Origin of the sequence: Nocardia sp. NPDC059236 (assembly GCF_042754085.1) — a bacterium.
Classification (GTDB): domain Bacteria; phylum Actinomycetota; class Actinomycetes; order Mycobacteriales; family Mycobacteriaceae; genus Nocardia.
In genome coordinates, this window is record NZ_JBHZAF010000025.1 from 25,289 (window position 1) to 51,103 (window position 25,815).

The window sequence follows — 25,815 nt, forward strand, 5'->3', positions numbered from 1 at the left end:
AATGACCACGTGGACCACTTGGAGCCCGCCCGGCGCACCATTCCCGTTTTCCACCGCCATCGACAACGGCGAATGGATGTTCATCACCGAGGCCGGTCACGATCCCGCCACCGGTGAATTGTCCGAGAGCACCTATGAGCAGACGAAGACGGCGATCGCCAAGATCGCGCATCGTCTCGAACAGTCCGGGTTCTCGATGTCCGACATCGTCATGATCCGCCCGTACGTCACCTCCCGTGAAGTTGCCGGACAATTCGATACGGCCTTCGCCGAGGCACTGCCCGAACCCCGTCCCTACACCGCCGCTCTCACCATCTGCGAACTCTTCAACCCGGAGATGAAGATGGAAGTCGAGATCGTGGCGCAAAAGGGTGCCGAACTCCGATGACACCGATCCGCGCAATCATCGTGGGACTCGGGGAACACGGCTGCGCCGTGGCCCGGCTCGCGCTGGACGCCGGCATCGAGGTGATCGCCGCCGTCGATCCGCGGTGGGCCGGAACAACTCTCACCGATGTCCTGGGGCAGGCCGGCGCCCTCGAGGTGCGGGTCAGCGCGAGTATCGACGATATCGTGCCGATACTGCCAGCCGCCGATATCGCCTTGCTCGCGGCCCGGGTGGGACTGGATGGGTTCATCGACATCGCGCGCTCCTACGCTGCGCACGGCCTCGATGTACTGACCATTTCGGAGTTCCTGTTCAGCCGCTATGACCTGGATCCGAAGGCTGTCGCCGAACTCGACGAGATCGCAACGCGGTACGGCGTCTCCATCGTCGCCACCGGAATCCAGGACGTGTGCTGGGTCGGCCTGGTCGTGCACGCTTCGGCGGCGGTCCGGAACCTGCGCTCGATCCTGGTGCGGCAGCATCACGGCGTCGACGGGTACCCGCGAGAGTTCTTCGACGAGCTCGGAATCGGGGCCACACCGGAGGGATTCGCCGAAGCGGTCGCCGGATTGCGGACGATGCCCTCGGTCCTCGGCTCGGTGCTCCCGATCATCGCGGGCGAACTCGGGCATGAAATGGGCCGGATCGAACGCGAATTCACACCGGTGCTCGCCACCGAACCGCTGTATTCGAAAACGCTGGATCACACCTTCGGCGTCGGAGAGATCATCGGTGTCCGCGAATTCGCGACATTGACCAGCGACAACGGATTCGTGTTGTCCGCCGACCATTCGACGACCGCACGGCGACCGGACGTGGACGCCACCTTCGAGGCGATCCTCGACGCCGATCCGTCCATCACCCTCGGCCACGAAATCGTGCCCGGACCCGACGCGGTCAACGCGACCGTGATCAACCGGATCCCCGATGTGCTCGCCGCGCCCCCGGGATACATCCAGGCGTCGAGTCTGCCCACCCCGAAATACCGGCATCACCTAGCGCGACCCGAAACCGCCGGCATTCAGTCCAGTTAGAGAGAAGAGGAAACTCCGATGAGCGAACCCACATGGGACGACTACACCCCGCCGTCCACCCTCGATGTCCGCGGACTGCCGACCGCTTACCGGCGCAAAGGATCCGGTGAACCGCTGTTGTTCCTGCACGGCGCCGGCCTGACGCGGCGCTGGCTGCCGCTGTACGAGGAACTGTCGCAGACCTTCGACGTCATCGTCCCCGAGCACCCCGGCTTCGGCGACACCCCGCTGCCCGACTGGGTGACGACGTTCGACGACCTCACCATCCACTACGCCGATCTCCTCGACGCGCTCGAGCTCGACAAGGTGCACCTGGTCGGTCATTCGTTCGGTGGCTGGATCGCCGCCGAATTCGCGTCCTTCTATCCCGAGCGCCTGCGGTCGCTGACCCTCGTCGCGCCGGGCGGCCTGCGGCCCGACGCGGAAGATGCCATGCCGGACCTGTTCCGGATGAACGAACAGGAGGGGCTGGACGCCATGCTCGGCGCGGACGGCCCGAACTGGGTCGCCTATCTCGATGAGGGCGACCCCGCCGCGCAGATGATCCACAACTACAAGGAGGCGACGGCGCTCGCCCGCGTGTCCTGGAACCCGCGCTACAACCTCAAGCTGGAGACGCGACTGCCGCGGGTCCAGGTGCCGGCCCAGGTCATCGTCCCCGAGCGGGACGGGGTGCTGCCGCTCTCCATCGCGCGCAAGTACTCCGAAATCCTTCCGCAGGCCAGTCTCACGACGCTGACCGGCACCGCGGCCCCCACCGAGCATCTGCTCATCATTCAAGAACCCAAGCGCCTGGCGGCGCAGATCGCGACGACCGCGGGAGTGCACTCGTGACCAATACCGTTGACACCGAATCGAATAGCGGCGCGGCCGAGCTGTCCCGGCTGAAATTCCACCTCTTCATGTCGGGAAACGACGGCTACATCCCCGACATCAACGAGGGTCGCAAATCCAATTACGTCGACCTTCCCAACGGGGAGTTCAGCCAGCCCCTGCTGTCCCAGCAGGCCCTCGCCAGGTATCTGACCACCCTGGAAATGGGTGAGCAGCTGGGCTTCGACGGCATGGTCACCATGGAACAGCGTGCGCCGGGCCCGTTCCCGAGCGCGATGCTGCTGGCCTCGTGGCTGCTCGCCCGCACGTCCCGCATTCATGTCGGCGCGGTCGGTCCGGTCATCAACACCTACCTCAACCCGCTGAAGGTCGCCGAGGAGATCGCGCTGCTCGACATCATGTCGGGTGGACGCTTCTATGTGGGCTTCCCGCTCGGCATCGGTCCCGCCTACCACCAGATGGGCGTCAACCCGACCACCGCGCGCGGCCGGTACCAGGAGAGCCTGTCGCTCATCAAGCGGGCGCTGTCGGAGCCGGGCCCGTTCGAGCATCGCGGCGAGTACTTCCACCTCCCCATCGCCAATATCTACCCGCGGCCGCTGCGGGTGCCGCCGATGTGGATTCGTGCGGCCGGTTCCCGTGAATCGCTGGAGGTGGCGGCCGCCGGCCAGCACACCTACATGGCGATCATGAATCCGCGGAAGACCCTCATCCGCAATACGCAGACGTTCCGTCAGATCGCGGCGGACCAATACGGTTACGAGACGAACCGAGACCAGATCGCCGCCGTCGTCCATATCTATGTCGCCGAGACCGATAAGCAGGCCCGGAAGGAAGCCGAACCGCATCTGATGTGGTTCCACCAGAACCTGATGCGGTCCGCTTTCCACGATGCGTTCCCGCCCGGATATACCAGCGTCGAGTCATTGCAGGGCATGATGGGCGGCGGATATCGCTCCAAGTCGCCGTCGGAATTGAATTTCGATGATCTGGTGCGCGAGGGCATGGCCATCGTCGGCTCTCCCGACACCGTGGCGGCGGGCCTGGAACAGGTCGTCGACGAATTGGGCGCCGGACAGGTGGTCGTCACCGCCGATGGCGGAACCATGCCGGAGTGGATGACCCGCAAGAGCATGAGCATGTTCGCCCGCGAGGTGATCCCACGTTTCCGTGCCCCGGGCGGACGACCGTTCTGGGCCCACACCCCGCCAGCCGGCTACGAGACCCTGGCCGAGGCCGGCGCACGGTCGCCGCGTCCGCCGCGTCCGGCGCACGCGCATGTCGAGGGCGAGGGAATGCTCGATGTGATGACATCGCACGTGGACGAACTCCGGGTGCCGGTCATCTGATATGAGTCGCGATCGAATTCGCCGGTGCGTGGCTTTCCGGGAATTGCGTCGCAGTCATTGCACAAATCCAAGATGAAATGATCCAACATGACTCTTTCTCACCACCCAGATACCGATGAACAACCGGTGAGTAGCGACGATCTGCACCGCGGATCGTCGGTGCATATTGGCAAAACTGAACGACCGGCTCGGGCTTCTGGGGGTGGGAGAGCCAGGTTGGTTTTCACCGCGCAGCGGGTCGCATACGGGCTTCTCACCACCTTCGCGGTGACGGTCCTGGTATTCGCCGCGACCCAGGCGCTACCGGGCGACCCGGCCAGCGCAATCCTGGGAAATTCCGCGACACCCGAGCGGGTCGCGGCCCTGCGAAACCAGCTCGGTCTGGACCGGCCGCTGGTGGAACAGTATTTCTCCTGGCTGGGCAACCTGTTCCACGGGGACTTCGGAAACTCGCTGCTTGGCGGCAAGGAACCGGTCACGAAGGTTATTTCGGGACCGCTGTTCAATTCTCTGACCCTGGTCCTGCTGGCCGGTGGGATCGTGGTGGCGCTGTCGATCCTGCTGGGCGCGTACGCGGGCGCGAGGCGCGACAGCGCGGTCGATGTCGGTGTGCTCGGCGCCTCGGTCGCGCTGACCGCGATCCCCGAATTCGTCGTCGGGCTCATCCTCGTCGGGGTGTTCGCGACATCGATCCTGCACGTCCTTCCGGCGGTGAGCGTCATCGCCGCGGGGGAGAGCCCGTTCCACAAGCCGGAGCAGCTGATCCTGCCGGTCGCGACACTGGTACTGGCCGGCTTCCCGTATCTCACCCGGCTCACCCGCGGCTCGGTCATCGAAGTCTTCGAAAGTGAATATGTGCGGATGGCGCGATTGAAGGGTGTCCCGGCATCCGCGATCGTCCGCCGACACGTGCTTCCGAACGCCCTGGTGCCGACCATTCAGGGTGCGACCATGACGCTGGCCTATCTCACCGGCGGCACGGTCGTGGTCGAATACCTGTTCAACTATCCGGGTCTGGGCCGGACCCTCTCCGACGCGGTGTCGAACAGAAATCTCCCGGTGATCCAGGCGGTCACACTGCTGTTCGCCCTCGCCTATGTAGTTCTCAATCTGATCGGTGACGTCGTCACGATCTATGTTTCTCCCCGGCTCAGGACGGAGCAGCTGTGACCGCAACCGCAGAAACAATCACTTCCGAGCCGAAAACGGTTGACCGGCACACCCTTTGGTCCCGCTGTCTACGCGAACCGCGATTCGTGGCCGGGCTGGCGCTGACGGCGATCGTGCTCGCAATCGCCTTCATCGGACCGGTTTTCGCAGCGCACAGCGCGGGAGATCTCGTCGGAATGCCCTATCAGGGGCCTTCGTCAGCGACCCCGCTGGGCACCGACTACCTCGGGCAGGACGTGCTGTCGCGCACGCTGCTGGGTGGACGCAGCGTGGTGTGGATGGCCGCGCTCGCAACCATTCTGGGCGTTGTCATCGGTTCGGCGATCGGGCTGCTGGCCGGCTATTCGTCGGGCCTCGTCGACAACACGCTCATGCGGATCATGGACATCATTCTGGCCTTCCCCGGAATTGTGCTGGTGCTGCTGTTCGTGTCCCTGCTGGGCCCGAAACCCCTGCTGATCTCCGGCGTCGTCGCGCTGGCGTGGATTCCCGGTGTCGCCCGCGTGGTGCGCGGCGCGACGATGGAGGTCGCGAAACGCGAATACACCCAGGCCGCACAGGCATTGGGGGCGTCGACGCCCTACATCCTGTTCCGGGAGATTCTCCCGAACGTGATCACCCCGATCATGGTCGAGTTCGGCCTGCGGCTGACCTGGTCGATCGGCGTCGTCGCAGCCATCAGTTTCGTCGGTCAGGGCCTGCAACCGCCCGCCGCCGACTGGGGGCTCATGGTCAATCAGAACCGCCTCGGACTCGCCATCCAACCCTGGGGCCTGATCGCACCGGTGCTGTGTATCGCCGTCTTCACGCTGGGCACCAATCTGCTGACCGAGGGCGTCGGTCGCGTCATCGGCCGAATCGGTCCGCGTCGCAATCGCAAGAAGGGAACTGCCGGAAAATGAACACAGTTTCCGTCAATGGTTTGCAGGTCCGGCTGGAGAGCAGCGGAACCGTCATCGTCGAGGATGTCGCTTTCGAGATCGCTCCTGGCGAGATCGTCGGACTGGTCGGGGAAACCGGCTCCGGGAAGACGACCACGGGTGTCGCCCTGCTCGGTGACGTTCGCGCCGGCGCCGAGATATCCGGCGGCCATATCGTGATCGACGGTCGCGATATCGCCGAGATGTCCGCGGAGGAGCTGCGGGACATGCGCGGCCGGACGGTCGCCTACATTCCGCAGGACCCGGCCACTGCGCTGAATCCGGCGCACCGCATCGGAACTCAGCTGCGCGAGCTGTTCGAATTCCATGAACCGGGCCTGGCGAAATCGGAGGTCGAGACGCGCATCGCGGACGCCCTGGTCGAGGTGGGCCTGGGCCCGGAAATGAATGTGACACAACGCTTTCCGCACCAGCTTTCCGGCGGCCAGCAGCAGCGCGTCTCCATCGCCATGGCATTTCTGCTCAAGCCGAAACTCGTGGTCCTGGACGAGCCGACCACCGGGCTCGACGTGACCACCCAGGCGCGGGTCCTGAAGATCGTGAAGGAGATGAGCAGCGCGCACGGCGTCGCCGCCCTCTACGTCACCCACGATCTGACGGTGATCGCGAATATGGCGACCCGCCTGATGGTGATGTACAAGGGATGCATCGTCGAGTCAGGTGCGGTGGAACAGGTTTTCACCCGGCCGGAGCACGAATACACGCGCCGGCTGCTGTCGGCGGTGCCGACCCTGATGACGGCGGCGACACGCACGGAAACGCCTGTGCGGGCCGTGACCGCGGCCGGTCCGCCCGTGCTGACCGTGGAGAACCTCAGCGCCTCCTATGGGCGGACGCCGATCCTGTCCGGTATCAGCTTCTCCCTCAACGCGGGCGAGTGTCTCGCGGTGGTGGGGGAGTCCGGCTCTGGAAAGTCGACCCTCTCGCGGTCGATCGTCGGCCTGCATCATCAGCATGCCGGAACCGTGAAACTCGGCGGTGCGCAACTGCGCCCGCACGCGCGGCGGCGTACCCGCGATCAGCGACGCGAGATCCAGTACATCTTCCAGAATCCGTTCAGTGCGTTGAATCCCCGTCGTACTGTGCGGGATTCGGTCGGCGCGCCGCTCGACCTGCTGACCTCGCTGTCGCGGTCGGAGAAGGACGCGCGGATCAGCAGCGTGCTGGATCGGGTCCAGCTCAGGGCATCGATCGCCAGCGAATACCCGGCTCAGCTCTCGGGCGGCGAGCGGCAGCGGGTGGCGATCGCCCGTGCGCTCATCAGCCGGCCGCGGGTGCTGGTGTGCGATGAGGTGACCTCGGCGCTGGATGTGTCCGTGCAACAGGGCGTCATCCGGCTGCTGAAGGAGCTTCAAGAAGAAGAGCACTTGGCGCTGGTGTTCGTGACCCACGATCTCGCGGTGGTCAGCGAGATCGCCGACACTGTCATGTCCCTGCATCAGGGCAGCATCGACGAGATCGGGACCGCGGCCGAAGTGCTGCTCAGCCCCCGGGCCGCGTATACCCGCGGACTGCTGGCCGACACTCCGGTCCTGCCGACCGAGCTGGTCCTCGATTTTCGAGCAGACTCAGTCGGTACGGAGGATCTTCGCGAAGGAACGGCGCAGATCGTGTCGTGACGGAATGACGTCGGTGATGAGAGAACGCAGGATGATTCCTTCGCTGAAGCTCGCCAATTCGGTCGCGGACTCGGCTCCGATCAGCGGGGTCAGCACCCCGACTATGCGGCCGAGTGATTCTTTCGCGATGCCGCGAATACGTTCGGACCGGAATGCCGCGACAAAGAGTTCGAATTCAGCGGTCGGCATTCCGCCATCCTCCAGATAAGTGGCGACCAGATCGGCCATTTCGGCGGCGAGATCAGTCGAACTCATCAGCCGGTCATCCCAATACTGCATGGTGGCGTCCTGCTGCTGCATTTGATATTCCATGGCTTCGGCGAGGAGGTCTTCCAATGAAGCGAAGTAATAGGTGGTCGATCCGAGCGGAATATTCGCGCGTTCCGCGACCAGGCGGTGGGTCAGTTGTCGAACGCCGACTTCGATGATGAGATCCCTGGCGGTGGCGATTATGAGTGCGCGCCGGGCCTTCGGGTCACGCGGCCGCCAGGTCGACCGATCCGATGAACCCGGATTGGCAGGCTTCTCCTTGGACTTCGTATCCGAGTCGTGCTCGGAGGACCCTGGGGTTCGTTTGGCCATGGCCCAAGCATAGAACATCGGTCACAGATACCGGAATGTGCGCAAGATTATACGATGGACGACTCGATGTCGTGGTACCTACTTCGCCTCGAATCCGGTCGTCTCGAATTGAGAGGCAATACTGATGATGTCTGCTACGAGAGAGTTCGACTCCGTGAAACTGCGGCGGGTATTCGGTGAATGCCCCAGCGGCGTGGTCGCGGTGTGCGCCCTGGACGGCGAGTCGCCGGTGGGCATGGCCGTCAGCACCTTCGTGCCGGTGTCCCTGGATCCCCCGCTGGTAGCGGTGTGCATTCAGGATACGTCGCGGACCTGGCCGATCCTGGCCGAGAGTGCGGTGCTGGGGGTCAGCGTGCTCAGTCAGGCGAACCGGTCGATCGCGCGGGATCTGGCTGCCAAGGAAGGCGATCGGTTCGCGAACGTGCGCTATTCGGCGCGTCCGTCGGGAGCGGTATTGATCGATGACGCGGCGGCGTGGATGGAAGGCTCGATTCATTCGTCGACGGTCGCCGGTGACCATCTGATCGTCGTTCTCGCACTGAATCTCATCGATATCGGCGCGCACTCCGATCCGCTCGTCTTTCATCGCAGCGGGTTCCATCGGATTGTCGGCGCCGAGCGGGATTGATCGGGCCGGCCGATTACCGAAGTTCTGACCGGGTAGGTGGAGGTATTTTGTCCAGAATCGCAATATTCGGTGCCGCTGGAACGGCTGGAGTGCGTATCGCCGGTGAAGCGCTGCCTCGTGGGCATACGGTGCTTTCGGTGGTTCGCAATGCGGCATCCACACAAATTATGCCCGGCTCGGAGTTGGTGGAGGGAGATGCACTGGATGCGGACTTCGTGGCCGGAATCTGTCCGAGTGTCGACGTTATCGTGATCGCGGTGGGATCTCGAGACGGCAATCCGGCCTTCGAAGTCGCGAAGAATATGGTCGCGGTAGTTTCTGCGGCGAAGGTCCCGCGCCCGCGGTTGATTCATATGGGTGGCGGAGGCAGTCTGCTCACCCCGGATGGAACGCGAATTGTCGATTCGCCCGGATTTCCGGTGGCCTTCCTGGGGTCTGCCCGGGCGCAGGCCGCGGCATTGGATCACTATCGGGAGCATGCATCGGCATGTGGCGTGAGCTGGACTTTCATCTCGCCGCCTCCGGTGTATTTCGAGCCGGGGCAACGTCTGGGTATGTATCGCACGGGACTCGATGGCCCTGTCGTGGACGCGGCCGGGAGATCGTCGATCTCGTATGAGGATTTCGCCACCGCCATTCTCGATGAGATCGAGGAACCGCATTTCGTGGACCAGAGATTCACTGTCGGATATTAGAACAACGATAGGTAAATAATAATGTTCACCAATACGTCATCGATCGCGACGGACCGCGGTGCCCGTTACGTCAAGCAGTTCGTCGGCCATTGGGGCCGGCGTGCGGCGAGGCTGGAGGATTCGGAGGGGCAGGCCACGATGCACTTCGATGCCGACGAGAAGTTCTCGGCGTGTGTCGTGGAGTTTGCCAGTTCCGATGCGGCCCTCGAGCTCCGGGTGAGCGCGGCAGACGCCGGCACGGTCGAGGCGATCTGCGAGGCGCTCACCGAGCATCTGGTGAGATTCTCGGCCAAGACGGACAAGCTGGATATCACCTGGTCGTGGAGCGATGCCTGAGCGGATCGATCACCCGCCCATCGATGAGCGGGTGAGAATCCATGCGGCGCACTAGATTTCGATATGCGCTGTGCCACCGGGATAGGTGTGCACGATCCACAGTTCGGCGTCGCCGTCGACGGCCTGCCAGCGGTGCGGACGGTCCGCGGGGTAGGTGACGTAGTCGCCGGCCGTCACCGTCACCTCGTACCCGACCGGGCCGAGTGTGATCGATCCCGTTCGGACCAGGACGTGTTCGCGGGCGCCGGTGCCGTGGGAAGGGGAGACCTCGCTGACGCCGCTGTGGAAGCGTTGCGAGTGCACCTCGAGGGTGCCCGCGCCGATCACCTGGCTGCGCAGAATGCTCCCGTCGGAGGCGTTGTCGGAGATGTTCTGGCCCTCGCCGGGCCGGACCACCTCGACGATTGCCCGGTCGGGAACGCCGACGAGGTCGGCGAACGGAACGCCGAAGGTGTCGGCGATGGCGACCATGGTTTCCAGGGTCGGATTCGTTCGAGCCTGTTCCACCTTGAACAACGTGGCCTTCGCGACGCCACACCGGTCACTCAACTGCGCCAGTGAGAGTCCGTGCACCTCGCGCAGACGTTTGACGTTGGCAGCGAGTGCCTGGAGGTGGTCTGTCATGCCAGCGATCCTTCCATGGTTGCGGAGCAACTTCTTTGTCGTACCGGTTGTCTACTAAAGAATTACGTATATACTCTCAGAGGAAACGCTCCCATGGAGTGGCCCCCTACCGCAATTCCCGATAAGACCGCCCGCGCATGGGCGGCTGTGCTTATCGGCGAAATCATCGGCCTGCCGTGCCGCAGCTCCAGGCGATATCAGACAGTGGAGAAAAGACATGAATGAAAATGGATCTGCGTCGAGCAGGCTCGAGCAGCCATTGTCTCGTCGTCGCCTGTTGCAGGGTGCGACCGCCGGAGCCTCCTTTCTGGTGCTCGGCGGGCTGCTCGCGGCATGTGGTAACGGCAATAACGGCTCGGCCCCCGGCCTGACCGGCAACCCCACCAAGGGCGGAACCCTGCGGGTCGGGCTGGCCGGCGGCGGCGTGACCGATTCGCTCGACGCCCATCAGACCGCGACGGTTCCCGACGGTTTCCGGTTGGCGAACCTCTACGACCAGGTGACACAGATCGACAACGAGTTCAAGTTCAGCTTCCGGCTGGCCGAGACTGTCGAATCGAACGCCACCGCGGATTCGTGGACCATTCGTTTGAAGCAGGGGATCGAGTTCCACAACGGCAAGAGCCTCGATGCCGATGATCTGATCTTCACGCTGCAGCGCATCTTCGACCCGAAGCTGGTCGCGTTCGGCGCGAATCAGCTGGGCCCGGTGGATGTGGCCGGCCTGAAGAAGATCGACGCGCGGACGGTTCAGGTTCCGCTGCGGCAGCCGTGCGCGACCTTCGCCACCCGGTTGGGTGACGGCCAGCTGTGCAATGTGGTTCCGGTGGGTTACGACCCGCTGAAGCCGGTCGGTACGGGACCGTTCAAGTTCGTGAGCTTCACTCCGGGGCAGCAGAGCGTGTTCGATCGGTTCGAGAACTACTGGGACACACCGGCTTTGCTGGACAGTCTGGTGCTGGTCGACATTACCGACGACGCGGCGCGGGTGAACGCGCTGATCAGTGGTCAGGTGGATGCCATCACGCAGGTGCCGTACGCGCAGATTCCGGTGCTGAAGCAGAACGGGTTGAACATGCTGGAATCCAAGACGGGGGCCTTCTCGCCGATCGTGATGCGCAGCGACAAGGGAGTTTTCGCGGATCCGCGGATGCGGCAGGCGCTGCGGCTGTGCGTGGACCGAGATCAGGCCGTCGCGGTGGCGCTGTCCGGTCACGGCGTCACGGCCAGCGACGTGTATTCGCCCTACGACGCGGCGTTCGATACGTCACTGGTGCGCAAGCAGGACATTCCGGCGGCGAAGAAGCTGCTGGCCGATGCCGGATACAACGGTGCGCCGATCGAGTTGGTGACCAGCCCGATCGCGGCGGGTGTCGTCGAGGTGTGTTCGGTGATCGCGGAGAACGCCAAGAAGGCGGGGTTGAATCTCGTCGTCCGCAAGGTGGATCCGGCCACCCTGTTCGGTGTGGGCGCGCAGAACAGCGCGGAATGGCCACTGGCAGTCACGACGTGGCCGTCGGTGTCCTTCCTCACCACCGCGGCAGTCGCCGACGCGACCGAGGGGAACCCGTCGAATTACAACGATGAGGAGTATCGCGCCGTCTACAAGCAGGCCGAGGCGACGCTGGATGCGGGTCAGCGGAGCGTGCTGGTGAAGAAGATGCAGCGGATCCTCTTCGACCGGGGCCCCTATCTGATCCCGTTCTTCCCGAACTCGGTGGACGCATACAGCGGTTCTTTCGCGGGATGGGCCACCCCAGATCTCACCGGCTTCGGTCTGGGGCGTGCGAAGTTCAAGCAGGTCTACAAGGTCTGACGGTCGGATAAACCGAAGACGGTCAGGTGAGGACAGCGGTCAACGCGGATCGCAGAGCGGAGTCGATACTCCGCTCTGCTTCGATGTCCGGATCGGAATCAATGGTGAGACGGGACCCGGCCGTCGGACTCCGCGGCTACCCGGCGGCGGATATCGCCGGCGTCGGCGAGCGGCAGGGAGTGCAGATTCGCGAAAGCTGCCGCGTCATCGAGGTTCGCCAGGCCGGTCGGATTCGACAGGCCGACGAGATCGGCCATGACGATCGTGTGCGGCAGTCCCGCGCAAACGGCGAGAGCGGTTGCCGCACCGGCGAATCCGGGTGTCCGCGCCTGTGGATCCAGCGCGAGAACCATCAGGTGGCCCGGCCGACGGAAGGAATCCGCAGTGGAACTCTCCCGCGAGAGCAGGCGTGCGGTGAGTCCGCGGTCGGCCGCCGAGATGCCGGTGGTGATGTCGTCGGCGGCATCGACGCTCACACACCATTGTTCGGCGGCGAAGAAGGACGGGGCGAGGGCGGGTATCCCGAGCTGCGTGGCTCGCTGGAACGACAGGGTGGCGGTCAGCAGTCCGGAGGTGTGCCGGATGGCGAAGGCGCAGAGTTCAGTGGTCGCGGCTCCGGCGGCGAAAACGAGGGCGGTGCGGGTGGCCAGCTCCGGATCTTCGCGTAGCACTATGGCTCGGCCCGCAGTCAGATCATGGAGACAGTCGTCCAGGGTTGAGCGGGGTTCGGTCATCTGCTGCTCCTACTGCGGGTTCATGGTGCGCATGGCCGGGCTCCGGCGGCATGATCGCCATCGATCGGAAAGTTCGAATATGGTGAACAATGTACCGAAAATCGGACAATGTGTCTGTGAGTGTGCGGCAGGCCGGGCGATCCGTCAAGCATCGCGGGATGGTCTGGGTCGAGACAGCAGCCTGCTTGGATCTCGGTTCGGCCCGTTGATAACGGGCTGCGGCAACGGGCTGTGGGCTGGTATAGGCTCCACCGAAAGTGTTCGTATAACGAACATGCTGTGCGATAATCGATCCGATTGGATCGACTTGAGTGAGGAGACACCGTGACTCGTATCCGAATGCCGAATACGCGCCTGTTCATCGGAGGCGTCTGGCTACCCTCCGCCGATGGAGGGGAGATCGATGTCGTCGATCCCGCCACCGAAAAGCCGCTCGCCACACTGAGCGCGGCAACCGCCGCCGACGTGGACGCGGCCGTCCAGGCGGCTCGGCGGGCATTCGAGAGCGGCCCCTGGCCGGAGCTGTCCGGGAGCGAACGGGGACGACTGCTCTGGAAGCTGGCCGACCTGATCGAACGTGACCGCGAGACGCTCGCTCGTCTCGAAGCCGCCGATGTCGGCAGGCCGTTCAATGAACCGTTCCTCTTCGAGATTCCGCTCGCGGCCGATACTTTCCGCTATTTCGCGGGTTTGGCCGACAAGGTCACGGGGTCGACGTTCTCGCTGCCGCCGTTCGCGGGTCGCGACAGAATGTCCTACACGCTGCGCCAGCCGGTGGGCGTGGTCGGGGCGATCACCCCGTGGAACGCGCCGACGATGATCCTGTCGTGGAAGCTCGCGCCCGCGTTGGCAGTCGGCAATACCGTGGTCGTGAAGCCCGCCGAGCTGGCGTCGCTGAGCACCCTGCATATCGCGCAGTTGATTCAGGAGGCCGGGTTTCCTGACGGTGTAGTGAATGTGATGACCGGATCGGGGGCGGTGGCCGGCGAGGCGCTGGTTCGGCACGACGACGTCGACAAGATCAGCTTCACGGGCAGCCCGGAGGTCGGCCGGCGGATCGCGTCGATCGCGGGCGACGGGTTGAAGAAGGTCACCCTCGAACTCGGCGGCAAGTCGCCGCAGATCATCAGGGCCGACGCCGATCTCGCGCAGGCGCTGCCCGTGGTGGCCAACGCGAATTTCGCCAATCAGGGTCAGACCTGTGCGGCGGGGTCGCGGGTGCTGGTGCACGAATCGCGGGTCGAGGAGGTCGCGGCGGGTCTGGCAGAGATCGCGCGGTCGATCGTCGTCGGGGACCCGATGAGCCCGGAGACTACGATGGGTGCACTGGCGAGCCGCGCTCAACTAGATCGGGTACGGCGGTACGTCGAGTCCGGCATCGCCGAGGGCGCCCGCCTGATCATCGGCGGCAGTCAGATCGGTGATACCGGATTCTTCTTCGCGCCAACGGTTTTCATCGGTACGAACGATATGACGATCGCCAGGGAAGAGATTTTCGGCCCCGTCGCGACGGTGATCCCCTATGCCGACGACGCGGAAGCCCTGCGGCTGGCGAACGATACGGCCTACGGCCTGACCGCGGTGCTGTGGACGAACGACGCGACCGCGATCGCCCGCTATACGAAGGCACTGAAGACCGGATCCGTCTGGATCAACGCCTGGGGTCCGCCGCATCCGGCGCTGCCGTGGTCGGGTCAGCGGTCGAGCGGGGTCGGCGTGGAGTTGGGTACGGAGGCGATCACGGCGAACACCGTCGAGAAGACGGTCAACTTCATCAGCGGTTGACCCGTGGCCGCGCTATCACTGTGAATTCGCTGGGTGAAGAGGTGGGGAGATGGCGGAGATCTCGAAGACGGCCGATCAGGCGTTGACGATCCTGCTCGCGGTGGCCGAGCGGGGGCCGCGCTCATCGGCTCAGCTGGCGCGCGATCTTCGATTGAACCGGACGGTGGTGCACCGGCTGCTCTCCACGCTGCGCGAGCGCGGTTTCGTCACTCGCGCTGAGGGCGGATACATCCCGGGGATCTCGTTGCTGCGGCTTTCGGAGCGTGTGCAGCCGGAGCTTCGGGCGTTGGGGCGCATCGCGATGACCAGGCTGGCGGAGGAGGTCGGGGAGAGCATCGTGATGCATGTGCGCGATGGCGAGGAGGCGGTGGTGCTCGAACAGGTGGTGTCCACCGGGCACATCGTGCGGGTGGAGCACACGATCGGTTCCCGCCATCCGCTCGAGGACGGGGCGAGTGGCCGTGCGATTCTCGCGTTCCTCGATGATGCGTCGGTGCGGCGCGTGGTCGAGCGGCTGCGCGATCCGGAGGTCCTGCTGGAACAGTTCGACCGGACGCGGCGGCTCGGCTATTCGCTGTCACATGATGAATTGCAGCAGGGCGTACACGGTTTGGCGGTTCCCGTCTTCGGGGACGACGGACGGGCTGTGGCCAGCGTGGGTATCCTGGTGCCGACATCGCGTTCGGAGGATCTGACCAGGCATGCCGACGTGCTGTTGACGGTCGGTGCCGAGATCTCGAATGCGTTGTCGCGCAGTGTGATCGGCGGATCCCACTAGGGGTTGTGCTGGGAATTCCGGCAATACGCCGAGCGACGAGCGCCCTGATCCTCGCCGATGGCGGAGATCAGGGCGCTCGTTCGGTTCCGTCCGGATCAGCCGATGCTGAACGGCTGCCCGTAGACGGTGATCCAGGAGGTGACCGTCGGGGTGATCACCTCGACGCTGACGAAGGAGCGAGCCTGCGCGTACCCGGCGCAGCCGCTGAGCCCGATGGTCTCATCTGCCCACGTCACCGAGCCGTTGTTGCCTTTGAACATGTTGAAGTTGTTGTGGGTGTCGGCGCCGAACGGATCGGGTGCTTCCAGATCCAGCACATAGAACGACTTCGCCTGTCCCGGACCGAGAGTCAGGCTGGCTCCGCCATTGGCTCCGGCGCTCGGGCGCACGGTCTGGCCGTCGCTCCAGTCCAGTCCGCCACTCGGACCGCCGTTGACGTTGCCGCCGGCGATATTGACCTGGCAGCCTACGATGTACCCGGGGTAGATCGACCCGCCGACGTCGGAGTTGTTGCCCGACAGTTCGACTTGTGCGCTCGCCGAGACCCATGCGTTCCGGTGCAGCGGCGTATCGCCCAGTGAGGGGTTGATATTCGCGGACTCGCCGGCGATGCGAACGGTGACCGCGGTGCCGTCGGACAGCGTTTTCGTCAGTTCCGCGCCCGCCAGCGGGACGATGGTGTCGGCGTGGCTGATCGCGGTGTCGGCGAGAACAATCGATGCGGCGGCCATTACGCCGGCGGCACCGCATCTGCCTGTAATGCTATGAAATTTCATGGAGTGTCCCTCTCCCTATTGATGTCCTGCGAGGATTTGGTGGTTTCCGAAATGGATGCGGTCAGCCGATGCTGAAGGGCTGACCGTACAAGGACGTCTTCGAATAGTGGTCGCCGACGACCTCGACGACGGTGTACGCGCGGGCTTGGGCATAGCCGGCGCAGCCTTGGATATCCATCTGGACGTCCTGGTATTCGACGGAGTAGGTGCCGGGCGCGGTGATGTCCTTGAAATCGATCGGAACGAATTTGACTTCGCCGGGACCGATATTGACGCCGAGGGAGCCCGAGGCATTCGCGCCGGTGGTGGAGATGCCCGCCGCGATACCGGCGCTGATCGCGTCGTCGGCGATGCTGACCTGGCATCCGATGATGTATCCGGTGTTGAGCTGCGAGGTTCCGTGGGTGGACGAATTGTTCGTGCCGGGATTTCCGGACGGGAAGTTGAACGGGCCGGGGGTGGTCGAGGGCGCGTTCGGAACATCGGCGCTGACATTTCCGCTGACCCATACGTTCCGGCCGGCTCCGTTGGCCGCCAGGGACGGGGAGATGATGGCGTGTTCGCCATTGCGGGTAATGGTGACCGAATCGGGGCCCTGGCGCTGACCGTCAGGAAGCGGAACGAATGTGTCGGCCGTGGCCGGCCCGATTGTTACGGTGCCGAAAAATGTTCCGCACGCGGCAATGGTGCCGACTGAAGCAAGGACCTGGGTCCTTTTCTGCGTCCGGTTGCGGGCCATGGAGATCCTCCGTGAAAAAGGGGTCTTGGGGTCGGAAGACACTGGACCAACCGAATTCGTTATCGGCGAATACCGGCCATGCGTCATGGCGGTTTCGCTCGGTGAATGAATGTCGCCGTTTCAACGGTTGGACGGTCTTCGACGGGGTGGGGGGTGTTTGCTTCCGGCCGAAGTGTCCTCGTTCGAGGGAACCAGTGCCTTGGAAGTGGCTCAGACATTAGCACATGAGACCGTATATAGATCAAGAGATTTCGAATATCGGAAACGATTGATCACCGATTGATGGGCGCAAATCATCGGATGATGGGCTCTATTTCTGGCGCATGCGGCAACCACGGAACCCGTGGGTCAGCCGATGATCAGTGCCGCGATGACACCGTCAGCCCTCGTCGCTCGGACCGGCGAAGAGGGCTGCGGTGATCTGCTTCGCCCCCGCGAGCAGCGCGTCGATGTACTGCTCGATCCCGGTCGAGCGAATGACCGGGGTCAGCACCGCCAGGCTGCCGAGGGGGGTGTTGTCCGGGGTGAGGATCGGCACCGCGACCCCGTGCACACCCTGCTGGAGTTCATCGTGCGACGTCGAATAACCCAGCTGCCGAACGGCTTCGAGCGTACGCTCGAGGCCGGCGGGCTGGTCGGAGTTTCGGGTCATCAGCTTGATGAGAGCCGGTTCGGAATAGGCGAGAATCGCCCTGCCGCTGGCGCTGACGGCCAGCGAGTGGCGAGATCCGATCTCGTGGTTGACCTGCACGATGTGTCGGTTGGAAACCGCCTGGTCGAGGACGACGGCATCCTGATTGTCCGGGACGTGCAGGACCGCCGACTCGCCCGTCTGCTGAGCCAGGGCTTCGAGCACGGGGGCCGCGATCAATCGCAGATCGGGCTGAATGACTTTCGCCAGCCTGATGAGCGTCGGGCCCGGCCGGTACAGCGAACCGTAGCGTGAGACGAAGCCGCGCGCGGCGAGGGTGGCCAGCAGCCGGTGGACGACGGTGCGGTTGAGGTCGAGACGTTCGGCGAGCACGGCTGGGCTCAGCGGTTCCCCGTTCCCCAGTTCGAGGAGGATCCGCAGTGCGTGGTCGGCAGTCTGAGCGATCTCGGCCATGCCCGGCATCGTACCGTTATTCGAACACCTTCTTATGCAACGGGCATTCCGTGCGGTGCTTCAGACGCGCTGGCGTCGTTTCACGAACACGCCGTCGAAGAACGCGCTGAGCTCGTCGGTCGCGTCGAGAGGAAGGACGTCGGCGACGTACTGGTCGGGCCGCACGACGACGATCACGCCGTCGCGAGAGATACCGCGCGCCGCGAAGATGTCGTCGGAAGGCGCGGCCGCATATACCTTTTCGTAGTCGGTGACCCGGAACGGCCCGACCTTCGGCAGGAAGACCGCGGGCACCCTGCTCAGATCGACGCCGGCGTGGTCCTGCTGGTAGATGACCTTCACGTCGAACCACGCGTCGAGGTCCGAACTGTCGGGGGAATGGGCCAGTAGTGGCGACGAGGCCGACGTGATGAGCCAGTCGGCGAGCTCGCTCGTCTTCGAGGGTTCGCCCGCAGCGGGCGTGTCGGCGAAAACATAGATCCGCCACCGGCCGTCGGCGGTCGCGTGGTGACCGAGGTGTTTGGGATTCGCATCGCACACCCGCGTCACCATGTTCGATTTGAACCGCTTGCCCAGTGGAAACCCAGTCGCGAGCTCCTGGTGCCCGGCCTCGGCGACCAGCATCGACGGCGCGTATCGGGTCATGAACCCGGCTGGGAACTCGGCGGTCTCGAGGTAGAACTCCTCGAGGTGGCCGGGGTCGGCCATCTCCTCGGGCCGGGTCGCCATCAGGGTCGACCATTCGCGGTCGAAGTCGATGAGGTTCTGGGCGACCACCTGTCGTTCGGCGGAGTAGGTGTCCAGCAGCGATTCGGGTGCCCGGCCGTCGAGCACATGAGCCAGCTTCCAGGCGATGTTCCACCCGTCCTGCATGGACACGTTCATGCCCTGGCCGGCCTTGGCCGAATGCGTATGGCACGCGTCACCGGCGATGAAAACCCGTGGCCCACGCGGGTTTCGGTGTTCGGCGGGCCCGTCATCGAACCGGTCGGTCACGCGATGGCCGACCTCGTAGACGCTGCGCCAGGCGACATGCTTCACGGTCAGCGTGTACGGGTGCAGGATTTTGTTGGCTTGGGCTTCGACGTCCGTCTGTGAAGTCTCGCGGACCCTGCCGTTGTCGCCGGCGGGCACCTCGCCGAGATCGACGTACATTCGGAACAGGAAGTTGCCCTCGCGCGGGATATTGAGGATGCTGCCGCCGTCGTTGGACTGGATGGCGCATTTGAGGCGGATATCGGGGAAGTCGGTGTCGGCGAGGACGTCCATCACGCCCCAGGCGTGGTTCGCCTGATCGCCGATGAACCGGCACCCGATCGCTTCCCGGACGCGGCTGCGCGCGCCGTCGCAGCCGATCACATACTTGGCCTTGATGATTCGATCCTGGCCGGCGTGCTCTCCGGTGGTGTTGCGCAGGGTCACGGTGACCGGTCGTTCACCCTCGTCGGCGACCTCCAGCGTCACGAACTCGTAGCCGTAGTCCGGCTCGAGCCGGGTCGGCGCGTTACGGGCCACCTCCGCGAAATAGTCGAGGACCCGCGCCTGATTGACGATGAGGTGCGGGAATTCGCTGATGCCGCGGTCGTCGTCGGGTGTGCGGGAGACACGCACAATATTGGCCGGCTGCTCCGGATCGGGCTTCCAGAAGGCGGTTTCGGTGATTCGGTATGCCTCGGCGGTGATGCGTTCGGCGAAGCCGAAGGCTTGGAATGTCTCCACACTGCGGGCCTGGATGCCGTCGGCGTGCCCGACGTCGAGGCGTCCGGGTCGGCGATCGATGATGCGGGTACTGATGGCCGGGAACTGGGCGAGCTGGGCCGCGGCGATCATGCCGGCCGGCCCCGCGCCGACGATGAGCACGTCGACCTGGTCGGGAAGGTCGGCGGGGCGTTCGATGCCGGTGCCGGCGGGCGGTCGGACGCGCGGATCGGTGGATACGTAGCCGTGGTGATGGAACTGCATGGGTTGTCCTCCCTGTGGGAGCTGAGTTTCGAAAGACTTGCGAGGGATCGGCGTTCAGCCGGGGATGAGGGTGTACTTGGTGGCGAGGAATTCGTGGATGCCCTCGAAACCGCCCTCGCGGCCGATGCCCGACTGTTTGACACCGCCGAAGGGAGCCGCGGCGTTGGAGACGACGCCGGCGTTCAGGCCCATCATGCCGGTCTCCAGGTCGTCGATCATGCGGTGACCGCGTGCGAGGTCGCGCGTGTAAACGTAGGAGACGAGACCGTATTCGGTGTTGTTCGCCAAGCGCACGGCCTCTTCCTCAGACGCGAAGGTCGAGATCGCGAGGACCGGGCCGAAGATCTCCTCGCGCAGGATGTCGCTGCCCGCGGCCACTCCGGTGAGGACGGTCGGCTGGTAGAAACTGCCGGGTCCCTCGACCCGCGCGCCGCCGGTGCGCACCGTCGCGCCGCGCGATGTCGCGTCGGCGACGAGTTCGGCCGCCTTGCGGACCGCGTCGTCGTCGATGAGCGGGCCGATGGTGACGCCGTCCTCGGTGCCGCGGCCGATCCGCATCGACTTGACGCGTTCGGTCACCCGCTCGGCGAATTCCGCCGCGACGGCTTCGTGCACGATGAACCGGTTGGCGGCGGTGCACGCCTGCCCGATATTGCGGAATTTCGCCGCGAGCGCGCCCTCGACCGCCTGGTCGAGATCGGCGTCATCGAATACGACGAACGGCGCGTTGCCGCCGAGTTCCATCGAGACCCGCAGCACGTTCTCGGCGGTCTGCGCGATCAGTTGTCGGCCGACCTCGGTCGACCCGGTGAACGAGAGCTTGCGCAATCGCGGATCGGCGATGATCGGCGTCGCGACCCGACGCGACGAGGTGGTGGTTACGACATTGACCACGCCCGCGGGCAGCCCTGCCTCCGCCAGGAGTTGTGTGAAGTACAGGGTGGTCAGCGGGGTCAGCTGCGGCGGCTTGATCACGACCGTGCACCCGGCGGCCAGTGCGGGAGCGATCTTGCGGGTCGCCATCGCGAACGGAAAGTTCCACGGGGTGATGAAGAACGACGGCCCGACCGGCCGCTGGGACACCACCATCCGCCCGGTGCCCTCCGGGTTGAGCCCGTACCTGCCCTGGATCCGGACGGCCTCCTCGCTGAACCATCGCAGGAATTCGCCGCCGTAGGCGACTTCGCCGCGGGCCTCGGCGAGCGGCTTGCCCATCTCCACTGTCATCAGCAGAGCGAGGTCTTCCTTCCGCTCCTGCACGAGTTCCCAGGCCCGGCGCAGGATTTCGGAGCGCCCGCGCGGTGGGGTCGCCGCCCATGACCGCTGGACGGCTACCGCGGCGTCCAGCGCCAGGATCGCGTCCTCGGCAGAGGCGTCGGCCACCTCGCACACGACCTCGCCCGTGGCGGGGTCGTGCACCGGGAACACCGCTGCGCCGGCGGCGTCGACCCATCGGCCACCGATGAACAGTTGGCGGGGCGCAAGGGAGAGCAGTGTCTTCTCACGTTCGGTCACGTCATCACTCCTGAAGATCTTGTCGGCAGCGCACGGCGCGGCCAGGTTGTGGATGGTTCTCGCCTGGTTCGGGTCAGTAGGAGGTCGGCCTAGCTGAGTCCGTGTTTCCGATGAATGCCCGCGCCAACTGTTCGGAGCCGCGCGCGAGCAGCGCCACATCGGCGCCGACGAGGATGAAGCGTGCGCCGGCCGCGGCGTAGTCGCGGGCCGCGGCGGGATCGAAGGCGTTGACGCCGATGGGTTTTCCCGCGGCGGCGATACCGGCGAAGGCCTCCTTCACGGCGGCCATGACCTCGGGGTGGGTTTGCTGCCCGATCAGGCCCATCGAGGCGGCGAGGTCGCTCGGTCCGACGAAAACTCCGTCCACGCCAGGTGTTTCGGCGATCGTGCGGGCGTTCGCCACACCCTCGGCCGTCTCGATCTGCACGAACAGCGAGACGTGTTCGGCGTCGTCGCGCAGATATCCCTCGATCCGGTTCCAGCGGGCCGATCGTGCCAGCGCACTGCCGACGCCGCGGACGCCGGCCGGTGGGTACCGGGTCATCACGGCGACGGCTCGCGCCTGCTCGGGGGTCGAGATCATGGGCACGAGGATGTTCTGCGCGCCCAGGTCGAGCACCTGCTTGATGATCACGGTGTCGCCCTCGGGCACGCGCACGATCGGCGTCGCCGGATACCCGGACACGGCATACAGCTGTGCCAGTACCGATTCCAGCCCGTTGGGGGCGTGCTCCATATCGATGAGCAGCCAGTCCAGTCCGGCTCCGGCCATGATCTCCGCGGAGACCGGTGAGCCCGAGCAGATCCAGCCGCCGTACAGGGTGCAGTCGGTGCCGCCGAGCCGGTCGCGGAAGGTCGGGTTCAGACGAAGCGGCACGAGATCGTTCCCATCGGTCCGTAGTCGGCGAGGACGGTGTCGCCGCATTCGACCCACATCGGCCGCGTGAAGGACCCGGCCAGCACGATCTCGCCGGCCTCGAGTCGATCGCCGTGCTGGTGCAGCTTGTCCGCCAGCCATGCGACCCCGGTGGCCGGGTGGTTCAGCACCGCCGCCGCGACCCCCGACTCCTCGATGGTTTCGTTGCGGTACAGCAGCGCAGATACCCAGCGCAGGTCGATCTCGCTGGGCGGCATTGGATTTCCGCCGTACACCAGGCCGGCGAAGGCCGCGTTGTCGCTGATGGTGTCGACGATCGTGCGGCCCGGCAGCTCGATGCGGGAGGACAGGATCTCCAGCGCCGGGACGACGTAGCGGGTGGCGCGCAGCACGTCGAAGACCGTCACGTCGGGGCCCTGCAGCCGTTCGGCGAGGACGAACGCCAACTCGACTTCGATGCGGACGTTGGAGAATTGCGCATGCTCGATCACCGAGCCGTTCGCGAAGACGGCGTCGGCGAAGATCGCGCCGTAGTCGGGTTCGGTGATGCCGGTCGCGGCCTGCATCACCTTGCTCGTCAACCCGATCTTGCGGCCCACCAGCTTGCGGCCGGCGGCGATGCCGCGGCGTCGCCATTCGTTTTGCACGGCGTACGAATCCTGGATCGTCATGCCGGGGTGCCGGGCGGTCAGCAGCGGCACCGTGGTGCGGTCGCGTTCCGCCGCCGCGAGTTCGCCGGCGATCGCCGTGATGGTTTCGGCGTCGAGCGCCATCCCCAATTCCTTTCAGTCGGGCCGAGTTTCGGGTGTCAGAGCTGGTGGCCCAGCTTGTACTCGCCCTTTTTCCATTCGGGCATGTCGTTCTGGTCGCCCGCGCGGGTGTAGCTGAAGCCGTCGGCGCCGACGGTGACCTCGAGTTCGCTGGATTCGACCCGCGCCACCACCGGCTGCGGGTTGCCGTCCAGATCGAGGACGAGGGAGGCCTCGGCGTACCAGGTCGGCACGACCGGGGTGCCCCACCAGTCGCGGCGCTGGTTGTCGTGCACGTCCCAGGTCACCACCGGGTTGTCGGGGTCGCCGGTGTAGTAGTCCTGGGTGTAGATCTCGATGCGATGCCCGTCTGGATCGCGCAGGTATAGGTAGAAGGCGTTGGAGATGCCGTGCCGGCCGGGACCGCGTTCGATCCGGTCGGACCGGCGCAGTGCGCCGAGCTTGTCGCAGATTGCCAGGATGTTGTGCTTCTCGTGGGTGGCGAAGGCGACGTGGTGCAGGCGCGGGCCGTCGCCGCCGGTGGTGGCGGTGTCGTGAACAGTGGGCTTGCGGCGCATCCACGCGGCGTAGGTGGTGCCCGCCTCGTCCTGAATGTTCTCGGTGACGCGGAAGCCGAGGTCCTGGTAGTGCTTGACGGCACGGGACACGTCGGGTGTGACCTGGTTGAAGTGGTCGAGCCGGACCAGCGCGCCGGGAGTCTGGAGGTCGTAGCGCCAGGCCAGGCGCTCGACGTGTTCGGTGTCGTGGAAGAACTCGTAGGGGAAGCCGAGTGGGTCGACGACGCGCACGGAATCGCCGATGCCCTTGGTGAAGCCCGTCTTTCGCCGCTCCACGCGGCAGCCGATCTCGGTGTAGAACGCTTCGGCGTGATCGAGATCCTCGGGGGTGCGCACCCGGTAGGACAGTGCGGCCAGCGCGGCGACCGGGCCGCGGCGGATCACCAGGTTGTGGTGGATGAATTCCTCGAGCGTGCGCAGGTAGATAGCGTCCTCGTCCTCATCTGTGACGACCAGGCCGAGCACGTCCACGTAGAACTCGCGGGAGGCCGCCAGGTTGGTGACGATGAGCTCGGCGTAGGCGACGCGCAGGATGTCCGGCGGTGTTGCGGACGGTGTTGGTACCGGATTCGCCGACACGATGGGGGCTTCCTGGGTGATGAAGAAGCCGGAGGAGGTGGGGATACGTTCATTCATCGTGTAATGCCTTGCTGTGCTGGTGAATTGGAGTCGGTGCTCATTTACCGAAGGTCGGGTTGTGTGCCTTGCCGAGCGTGATGTGGACGGCCTGCTGATCGGTGTAGAAGTCGATGGAGCGGTAGCCGCCCTCGTGGCCGAGGCCGGAGGCCTTCACGCCGCCGAACGGGGTGCGCAGGTCGCGCACGTTGTTCGAGTTGAGCCAGACCATTCCGGCCTCGACTGCCTGGGAGAAGTTGTGCGCACGCTTGAGGTCGTTGGTCCAGATGTATGCCGCCAAGCCGTATTTCACGCCGTTGGCGAGTGCGAGCGCCTCGTCGTCGGTATCGAAGGGCGTGATCGCGACGACGGGGCCGAAGATCTCCTCCTGGAAGATCCGGGTGTCGGGTTTCACGTCGGCGAACACGGTGGGCCGCACGAAGTTTCCGGTCGGGAACTCGGCCGGGCGCTCGCCGCCTGCCACCAGCCGGGCCTCGGCCTTGCCGATCTCGATGTAGCCGAGGACCTTCGAGTAGTGCTCGGGGTGCACCAGTGCGCCGACCTCGGTGGGCGGGTCGTGCGGGTATCCGACCCGCACGCGGTCGGCCCGGGCGGCGTAGCGCTCGACGAACTCGTCGTACACCTCGCGCTGGACGAGGATGCGGCTGCCCGCGGTGCATCGTTCGCCGTTGAGGGAGAACACGCCGAAGATGGTGGCGTCGATCGCGGCGTCGAGATCGGCGTCGGCGAAGACCACGGCGGGCGATTTGCCGCCGAGCTCCATGGACAGACCCTTCAGATACGGCGCGGCATTGCCGAAGATGATCTGGCCGGTGCGGCTCTCCCCGGTGAACGAGATGAGCGGCACGTCAGGGTGTTTCACGAGCGCATCGCCGGCGTCCTCACCCAGGCCGTTGACGAGGTTGAACACGCCTCGCGGCAGTCCGGCTTCCTCGAAGATGCCGGCCCACAGCGACGCCGACAGCGGAGTGAACTCCGCGGGCTTGAGCACCACGGTGTTTCCGGTGGCCAGTGCGGGCGCAAGCTTCCAGCTCTCCAGCATGAACGGCGTGTTCCACGGGGTGATCAGGCCCGCGACGCCGATCGGCTTGCGGTTGACGTAGTTGATCTGCTGTCCGGGCACCTTGTAGGTGTCGTCGGCCTGGGCCACGATCAGGTCGGCGAAGAATCGGAAGTTCTCCGCGGCGCGGCGGGCCTGGCCGAGCGCCTGGGTGATGGGCAGGCCCGAGTCGAAGCTCTCCAGTTCGGCCAGCCGGGCGTCCCGTGATTCGACGAGGTCGGCGATGCGGTGCAGCACCCGGGAGCGTTCGCGGTGGAGCAGCTTCGGCCATGGGCCTTCGGTGAACGCCTTGCGGGCCGCGGCGACGGCGCAGTCGATGTCGGCCTTCTTGCCCGCGGCGGCTTGCGCGTAGGTGGCGTTCGAGACCGGGTCGAGCACGTCGAAGGTGTCGCCGTCGATGGAGTCGACGAATTCCCCGTCGATGTAGTGCCGGATGATCTCGGGTAGTCCCGACGGGATGTGATGCTGAGTCATGTTGTCTGTCATGGGTTTTCCTTCATGCGTT

25 protein-coding genes are annotated in these 25,815 nt (G+C 65.1%); 13 read left to right on the forward strand and 12 right to left on the reverse strand.

Translation table 11 applies throughout. From position 1 onward, the window contains the following. The first annotated feature begins 1 nt into the window (after position 1). From ACFXIV_RS40850 to ACFXIV_RS40880, 7 genes are all read left to right on the forward strand, one after another. Complete coding sequence (locus tag ACFXIV_RS40850) at positions 2–388, forward strand: Rid family hydrolase (protein ID WP_379402289.1); 387 nt, start codon at positions 2–4, stop codon at positions 386–388. After that, a complete protein-coding gene (locus ACFXIV_RS40855; RefSeq protein WP_379402288.1) occupies positions 385–1,422 on the forward strand; it encodes a hypothetical protein in 1,038 nt (345 codons plus the stop codon). The genes ACFXIV_RS40850 and ACFXIV_RS40855 overlap by 4 nt, the downstream gene beginning before the upstream one ends. An 18-nt stretch (positions 1,423–1,440) precedes the next feature. After that, on the forward strand, positions 1,441–2,256 hold the full coding sequence (locus tag ACFXIV_RS40860) for an alpha/beta fold hydrolase (protein WP_379402287.1): 816 nt from the start codon (positions 1,441–1,443) through the stop codon (positions 2,254–2,256). Continuing rightward, positions 2,253–3,605, forward strand: a complete 1,353-nt coding sequence (locus tag ACFXIV_RS40865; RefSeq protein ID WP_379402285.1) for an LLM class flavin-dependent oxidoreductase — start codon at positions 2,253–2,255, stop codon at positions 3,603–3,605. The genes ACFXIV_RS40860 and ACFXIV_RS40865 overlap by 4 nt, the downstream gene beginning before the upstream one ends. Positions 3,606–3,821: 216 nt before the next feature. Then, on the forward strand, positions 3,822–4,775 hold the full coding sequence (locus ACFXIV_RS40870; RefSeq protein ID WP_379402284.1) for an ABC transporter permease: 954 nt from the start codon (positions 3,822–3,824) through the stop codon (positions 4,773–4,775). Beyond that, on the forward strand, positions 4,772–5,677 hold the full coding sequence (locus ACFXIV_RS40875; RefSeq protein ID WP_379402283.1) for an ABC transporter permease: 906 nt from the start codon (positions 4,772–4,774) through the stop codon (positions 5,675–5,677). Before ACFXIV_RS40870 ends, ACFXIV_RS40875 begins: the two co-directional genes overlap by 4 nt. Further along, positions 5,674–7,335 (forward strand): ABC transporter ATP-binding protein, encoded by a 1,662-nt coding sequence (locus ACFXIV_RS40880; protein ID WP_379402282.1) that lies wholly within the window; start codon positions 5,674–5,676, stop codon positions 7,333–7,335. The genes ACFXIV_RS40875 and ACFXIV_RS40880 overlap by 4 nt, the downstream gene beginning before the upstream one ends. On the opposite strand, the gene ACFXIV_RS40885 is transcribed toward ACFXIV_RS40880, so the two are convergent. Further along, the gene (locus tag ACFXIV_RS40885) at positions 7,285–7,917 is read right to left on the reverse strand and encodes a TetR/AcrR family transcriptional regulator (RefSeq protein WP_379402281.1); all 633 of its coding nucleotides are present in this window, start codon (positions 7,915–7,917) and stop codon (positions 7,285–7,287) included. The two genes, ACFXIV_RS40880 and ACFXIV_RS40885, sit on opposite strands and share 51 nt — an antisense overlap. A 124-nt stretch (positions 7,918–8,041) precedes the next feature. Here ACFXIV_RS40885 and ACFXIV_RS40890 point away from each other — a divergent pair, with 124 nt between their 5' ends. Genes ACFXIV_RS40890 through ACFXIV_RS40900 form a run of 3 tightly spaced genes read left to right on the forward strand, consistent with a single transcriptional unit; the run spans position 8,042 to position 9,576 of the window. Next, a complete protein-coding gene (locus tag ACFXIV_RS40890) occupies positions 8,042–8,545 on the forward strand; it encodes a flavin reductase family protein (RefSeq protein WP_379402280.1) in 504 nt (167 codons plus the stop codon). Positions 8,546–8,592: 47 nt separating this feature from the next. Further along, positions 8,593–9,240, forward strand: a complete 648-nt coding sequence (locus ACFXIV_RS40895) for an NAD(P)-dependent oxidoreductase (protein ID WP_379421430.1) — start codon at positions 8,593–8,595, stop codon at positions 9,238–9,240. A gap of 21 nt (positions 9,241–9,261) precedes the next feature. Further along, the gene (locus tag ACFXIV_RS40900) at positions 9,262–9,576 is read left to right on the forward strand and encodes a DUF2218 domain-containing protein (protein ID WP_379402277.1); all 315 of its coding nucleotides are present in this window, start codon (positions 9,262–9,264) and stop codon (positions 9,574–9,576) included. A 51-nt stretch (positions 9,577–9,627) separates the two neighbouring features. Here ACFXIV_RS40900 and ACFXIV_RS40905 read toward each other — a convergent pair whose 3' ends face one another. After that, positions 9,628–10,200: a helix-turn-helix domain-containing protein gene (locus ACFXIV_RS40905; RefSeq protein WP_379402276.1), complete on the reverse strand. Its 573-nt coding sequence runs from the start codon at positions 10,198–10,200 to the stop codon at positions 9,628–9,630. A 217-nt stretch (positions 10,201–10,417) separates the two neighbouring features. Between ACFXIV_RS40905 and ACFXIV_RS40910 the strand changes: the two genes are divergently transcribed. Next, a complete protein-coding gene (locus ACFXIV_RS40910; protein ID WP_379402275.1) occupies positions 10,418–12,016 on the forward strand; it encodes an ABC transporter substrate-binding protein in 1,599 nt (532 codons plus the stop codon). Positions 12,017–12,114: 98 nt separating this feature from the next. Here the strand turns inward: ACFXIV_RS40910 and ACFXIV_RS40915 are convergent, their stop codons facing one another. After that, positions 12,115–12,750 (reverse strand): 3,4-dihydroxy-2-butanone-4-phosphate synthase, encoded by a 636-nt coding sequence (locus ACFXIV_RS40915; protein WP_379402274.1) that lies wholly within the window; start codon positions 12,748–12,750, stop codon positions 12,115–12,117. 339 nt (positions 12,751–13,089) lie between these two features. Between ACFXIV_RS40915 and ACFXIV_RS40920 the strand changes: the two genes are divergently transcribed. Both ACFXIV_RS40920 and ACFXIV_RS40925 read left to right on the forward strand, forming a co-directional pair. Next, a complete protein-coding gene (locus ACFXIV_RS40920) occupies positions 13,090–14,535 on the forward strand; it encodes an aldehyde dehydrogenase family protein (protein WP_379402318.1) in 1,446 nt (481 codons plus the stop codon). Between the two features lie 49 nt (positions 14,536–14,584). Continuing rightward, positions 14,585–15,313 (forward strand): IclR family transcriptional regulator, encoded by a 729-nt coding sequence (locus ACFXIV_RS40925; protein WP_379402273.1) that lies wholly within the window; start codon positions 14,585–14,587, stop codon positions 15,311–15,313. A 95-nt stretch (positions 15,314–15,408) separates the two neighbouring features. On the opposite strand, the gene ACFXIV_RS40930 is transcribed toward ACFXIV_RS40925, so the two are convergent. The 9 genes from ACFXIV_RS40930 to hpaE all read right to left on the reverse strand — a co-directional run bounded on the left by ACFXIV_RS40930 (position 15,409) and on the right by hpaE (position 25,796). Further along, on the reverse strand, positions 15,409–16,044 hold the full coding sequence (locus ACFXIV_RS40930; protein WP_379402272.1) for an MspA family porin: 636 nt from the start codon (positions 16,042–16,044) through the stop codon (positions 15,409–15,411). 106 nt (positions 16,045–16,150) lie between these two features. Beyond that, complete coding sequence (locus ACFXIV_RS40935; RefSeq protein WP_379402271.1) at positions 16,151–16,828, reverse strand: MspA family porin; 678 nt, start codon at positions 16,826–16,828, stop codon at positions 16,151–16,153. Positions 16,829–17,207: 379 nt separating this feature from the next. Then, a complete protein-coding gene (locus ACFXIV_RS40940; RefSeq protein ID WP_379402270.1) occupies positions 17,208–17,933 on the reverse strand; it encodes an IclR family transcriptional regulator in 726 nt (241 codons plus the stop codon). Between the two features lie 60 nt (positions 17,934–17,993). Continuing rightward, a complete protein-coding gene (locus ACFXIV_RS40945) occupies positions 17,994–19,895 on the reverse strand; it encodes an FAD-binding monooxygenase (RefSeq protein WP_379402269.1) in 1,902 nt (633 codons plus the stop codon). 54 nt (positions 19,896–19,949) lie between these two features. Then, positions 19,950–21,410 (reverse strand): NAD-dependent succinate-semialdehyde dehydrogenase, encoded by a 1,461-nt coding sequence (locus ACFXIV_RS40950; RefSeq protein WP_379402268.1) that lies wholly within the window; start codon positions 21,408–21,410, stop codon positions 19,950–19,952. 73 nt (positions 21,411–21,483) lie between these two features. Further along, complete coding sequence (locus tag ACFXIV_RS40955) at positions 21,484–22,287, reverse strand: HpcH/HpaI aldolase/citrate lyase family protein (protein WP_379402267.1); 804 nt, start codon at positions 22,285–22,287, stop codon at positions 21,484–21,486. Continuing rightward, complete coding sequence (gene hpaH / locus ACFXIV_RS40960) at positions 22,272–23,060, reverse strand: 2-oxo-hept-4-ene-1,7-dioate hydratase (RefSeq protein WP_379402266.1); 789 nt, start codon at positions 23,058–23,060, stop codon at positions 22,272–22,274. Before hpaH ends, ACFXIV_RS40955 begins: the two co-directional genes overlap by 16 nt. 35 nt (positions 23,061–23,095) lie before the next feature. Further along, positions 23,096–24,250 carry a 3,4-dihydroxyphenylacetate 2,3-dioxygenase gene (gene hpaD / locus ACFXIV_RS40965; protein ID WP_379402264.1) on the reverse strand — a complete coding sequence of 385 codons (1,155 nt, stop codon included), beginning with the start codon at positions 24,248–24,250 and terminating at the stop codon, positions 23,096–23,098. Between the two features lie 40 nt (positions 24,251–24,290). Next, entirely contained in the window at positions 24,291–25,796 is a 1,506-nt protein-coding gene (hpaE, locus tag ACFXIV_RS40970; RefSeq protein ID WP_379402263.1) for a 5-carboxymethyl-2-hydroxymuconate semialdehyde dehydrogenase, read from the reverse strand. Positions 25,797–25,815 lie beyond the last annotated feature (19 nt).

Coding starts and splice junctions, on each gene's coding strand:
- ACFXIV_RS40850 (WP_379402289.1), top strand. CDS start 2: ATGACCACGTGGACCACTTGGAGCCCGCCCGGCGCACCATTCCCGTTT.
- ACFXIV_RS40855 (WP_379402288.1), top strand. CDS start 385: ATGACACCGATCCGCGCAATCATCGTGGGACTCGGGGAACACGGCTGC.
- ACFXIV_RS40860 (WP_379402287.1), top strand. CDS start 1,441: ATGAGCGAACCCACATGGGACGACTACACCCCGCCGTCCACCCTCGAT.
- ACFXIV_RS40880 (WP_379402282.1), top strand. CDS start 5,674: ATGAACACAGTTTCCGTCAATGGTTTGCAGGTCCGGCTGGAGAGCAGC.
- ACFXIV_RS40885 (WP_379402281.1), bottom strand. CDS start 7,917: ATGGCCAAACGAACCCCAGGGTCCTCCGAGCACGACTCGGATACGAAG.
- ACFXIV_RS40890 (WP_379402280.1), top strand. CDS start 8,042: ATGATGTCTGCTACGAGAGAGTTCGACTCCGTGAAACTGCGGCGGGTA.
- ACFXIV_RS40900 (WP_379402277.1), top strand. CDS start 9,262: ATGTTCACCAATACGTCATCGATCGCGACGGACCGCGGTGCCCGTTAC.
- ACFXIV_RS40905 (WP_379402276.1), bottom strand. CDS start 10,200: ATGACAGACCACCTCCAGGCACTCGCTGCCAACGTCAAACGTCTGCGC.
- ACFXIV_RS40910 (WP_379402275.1), top strand. CDS start 10,418: ATGAATGAAAATGGATCTGCGTCGAGCAGGCTCGAGCAGCCATTGTCT.
- ACFXIV_RS40915 (WP_379402274.1), bottom strand. CDS start 12,750: ATGACCGAACCCCGCTCAACCCTGGACGACTGTCTCCATGATCTGACT.
- ACFXIV_RS40920 (WP_379402318.1), top strand. CDS start 13,090: ATGCCGAATACGCGCCTGTTCATCGGAGGCGTCTGGCTACCCTCCGCC.
- ACFXIV_RS40925 (WP_379402273.1), top strand. CDS start 14,585: ATGGCGGAGATCTCGAAGACGGCCGATCAGGCGTTGACGATCCTGCTC.
- ACFXIV_RS40930 (WP_379402272.1), bottom strand. CDS start 16,044: ATGGCCGCCGCATCGATTGTTCTCGCCGACACCGCGATCAGCCACGCC.
- ACFXIV_RS40935 (WP_379402271.1), bottom strand. CDS start 16,828: ATGGCCCGCAACCGGACGCAGAAAAGGACCCAGGTCCTTGCTTCAGTC.
- ACFXIV_RS40940 (WP_379402270.1), bottom strand. CDS start 17,933: ATGGCCGAGATCGCTCAGACTGCCGACCACGCACTGCGGATCCTCCTC.
- ACFXIV_RS40945 (WP_379402269.1), bottom strand. CDS start 19,895: ATGCAGTTCCATCACCACGGCTACGTATCCACCGATCCGCGCGTCCGA.
- hpaH (WP_379402266.1), bottom strand. CDS start 23,060: ATGGCGCTCGACGCCGAAACCATCACGGCGATCGCCGGCGAACTCGCG.
- hpaD (WP_379402264.1), bottom strand. CDS start 24,250: ATGAATGAACGTATCCCCACCTCCTCCGGCTTCTTCATCACCCAGGAA.
- hpaE (WP_379402263.1), bottom strand. CDS start 25,796: ATGACAGACAACATGACTCAGCATCACATCCCGTCGGGACTACCCGAG.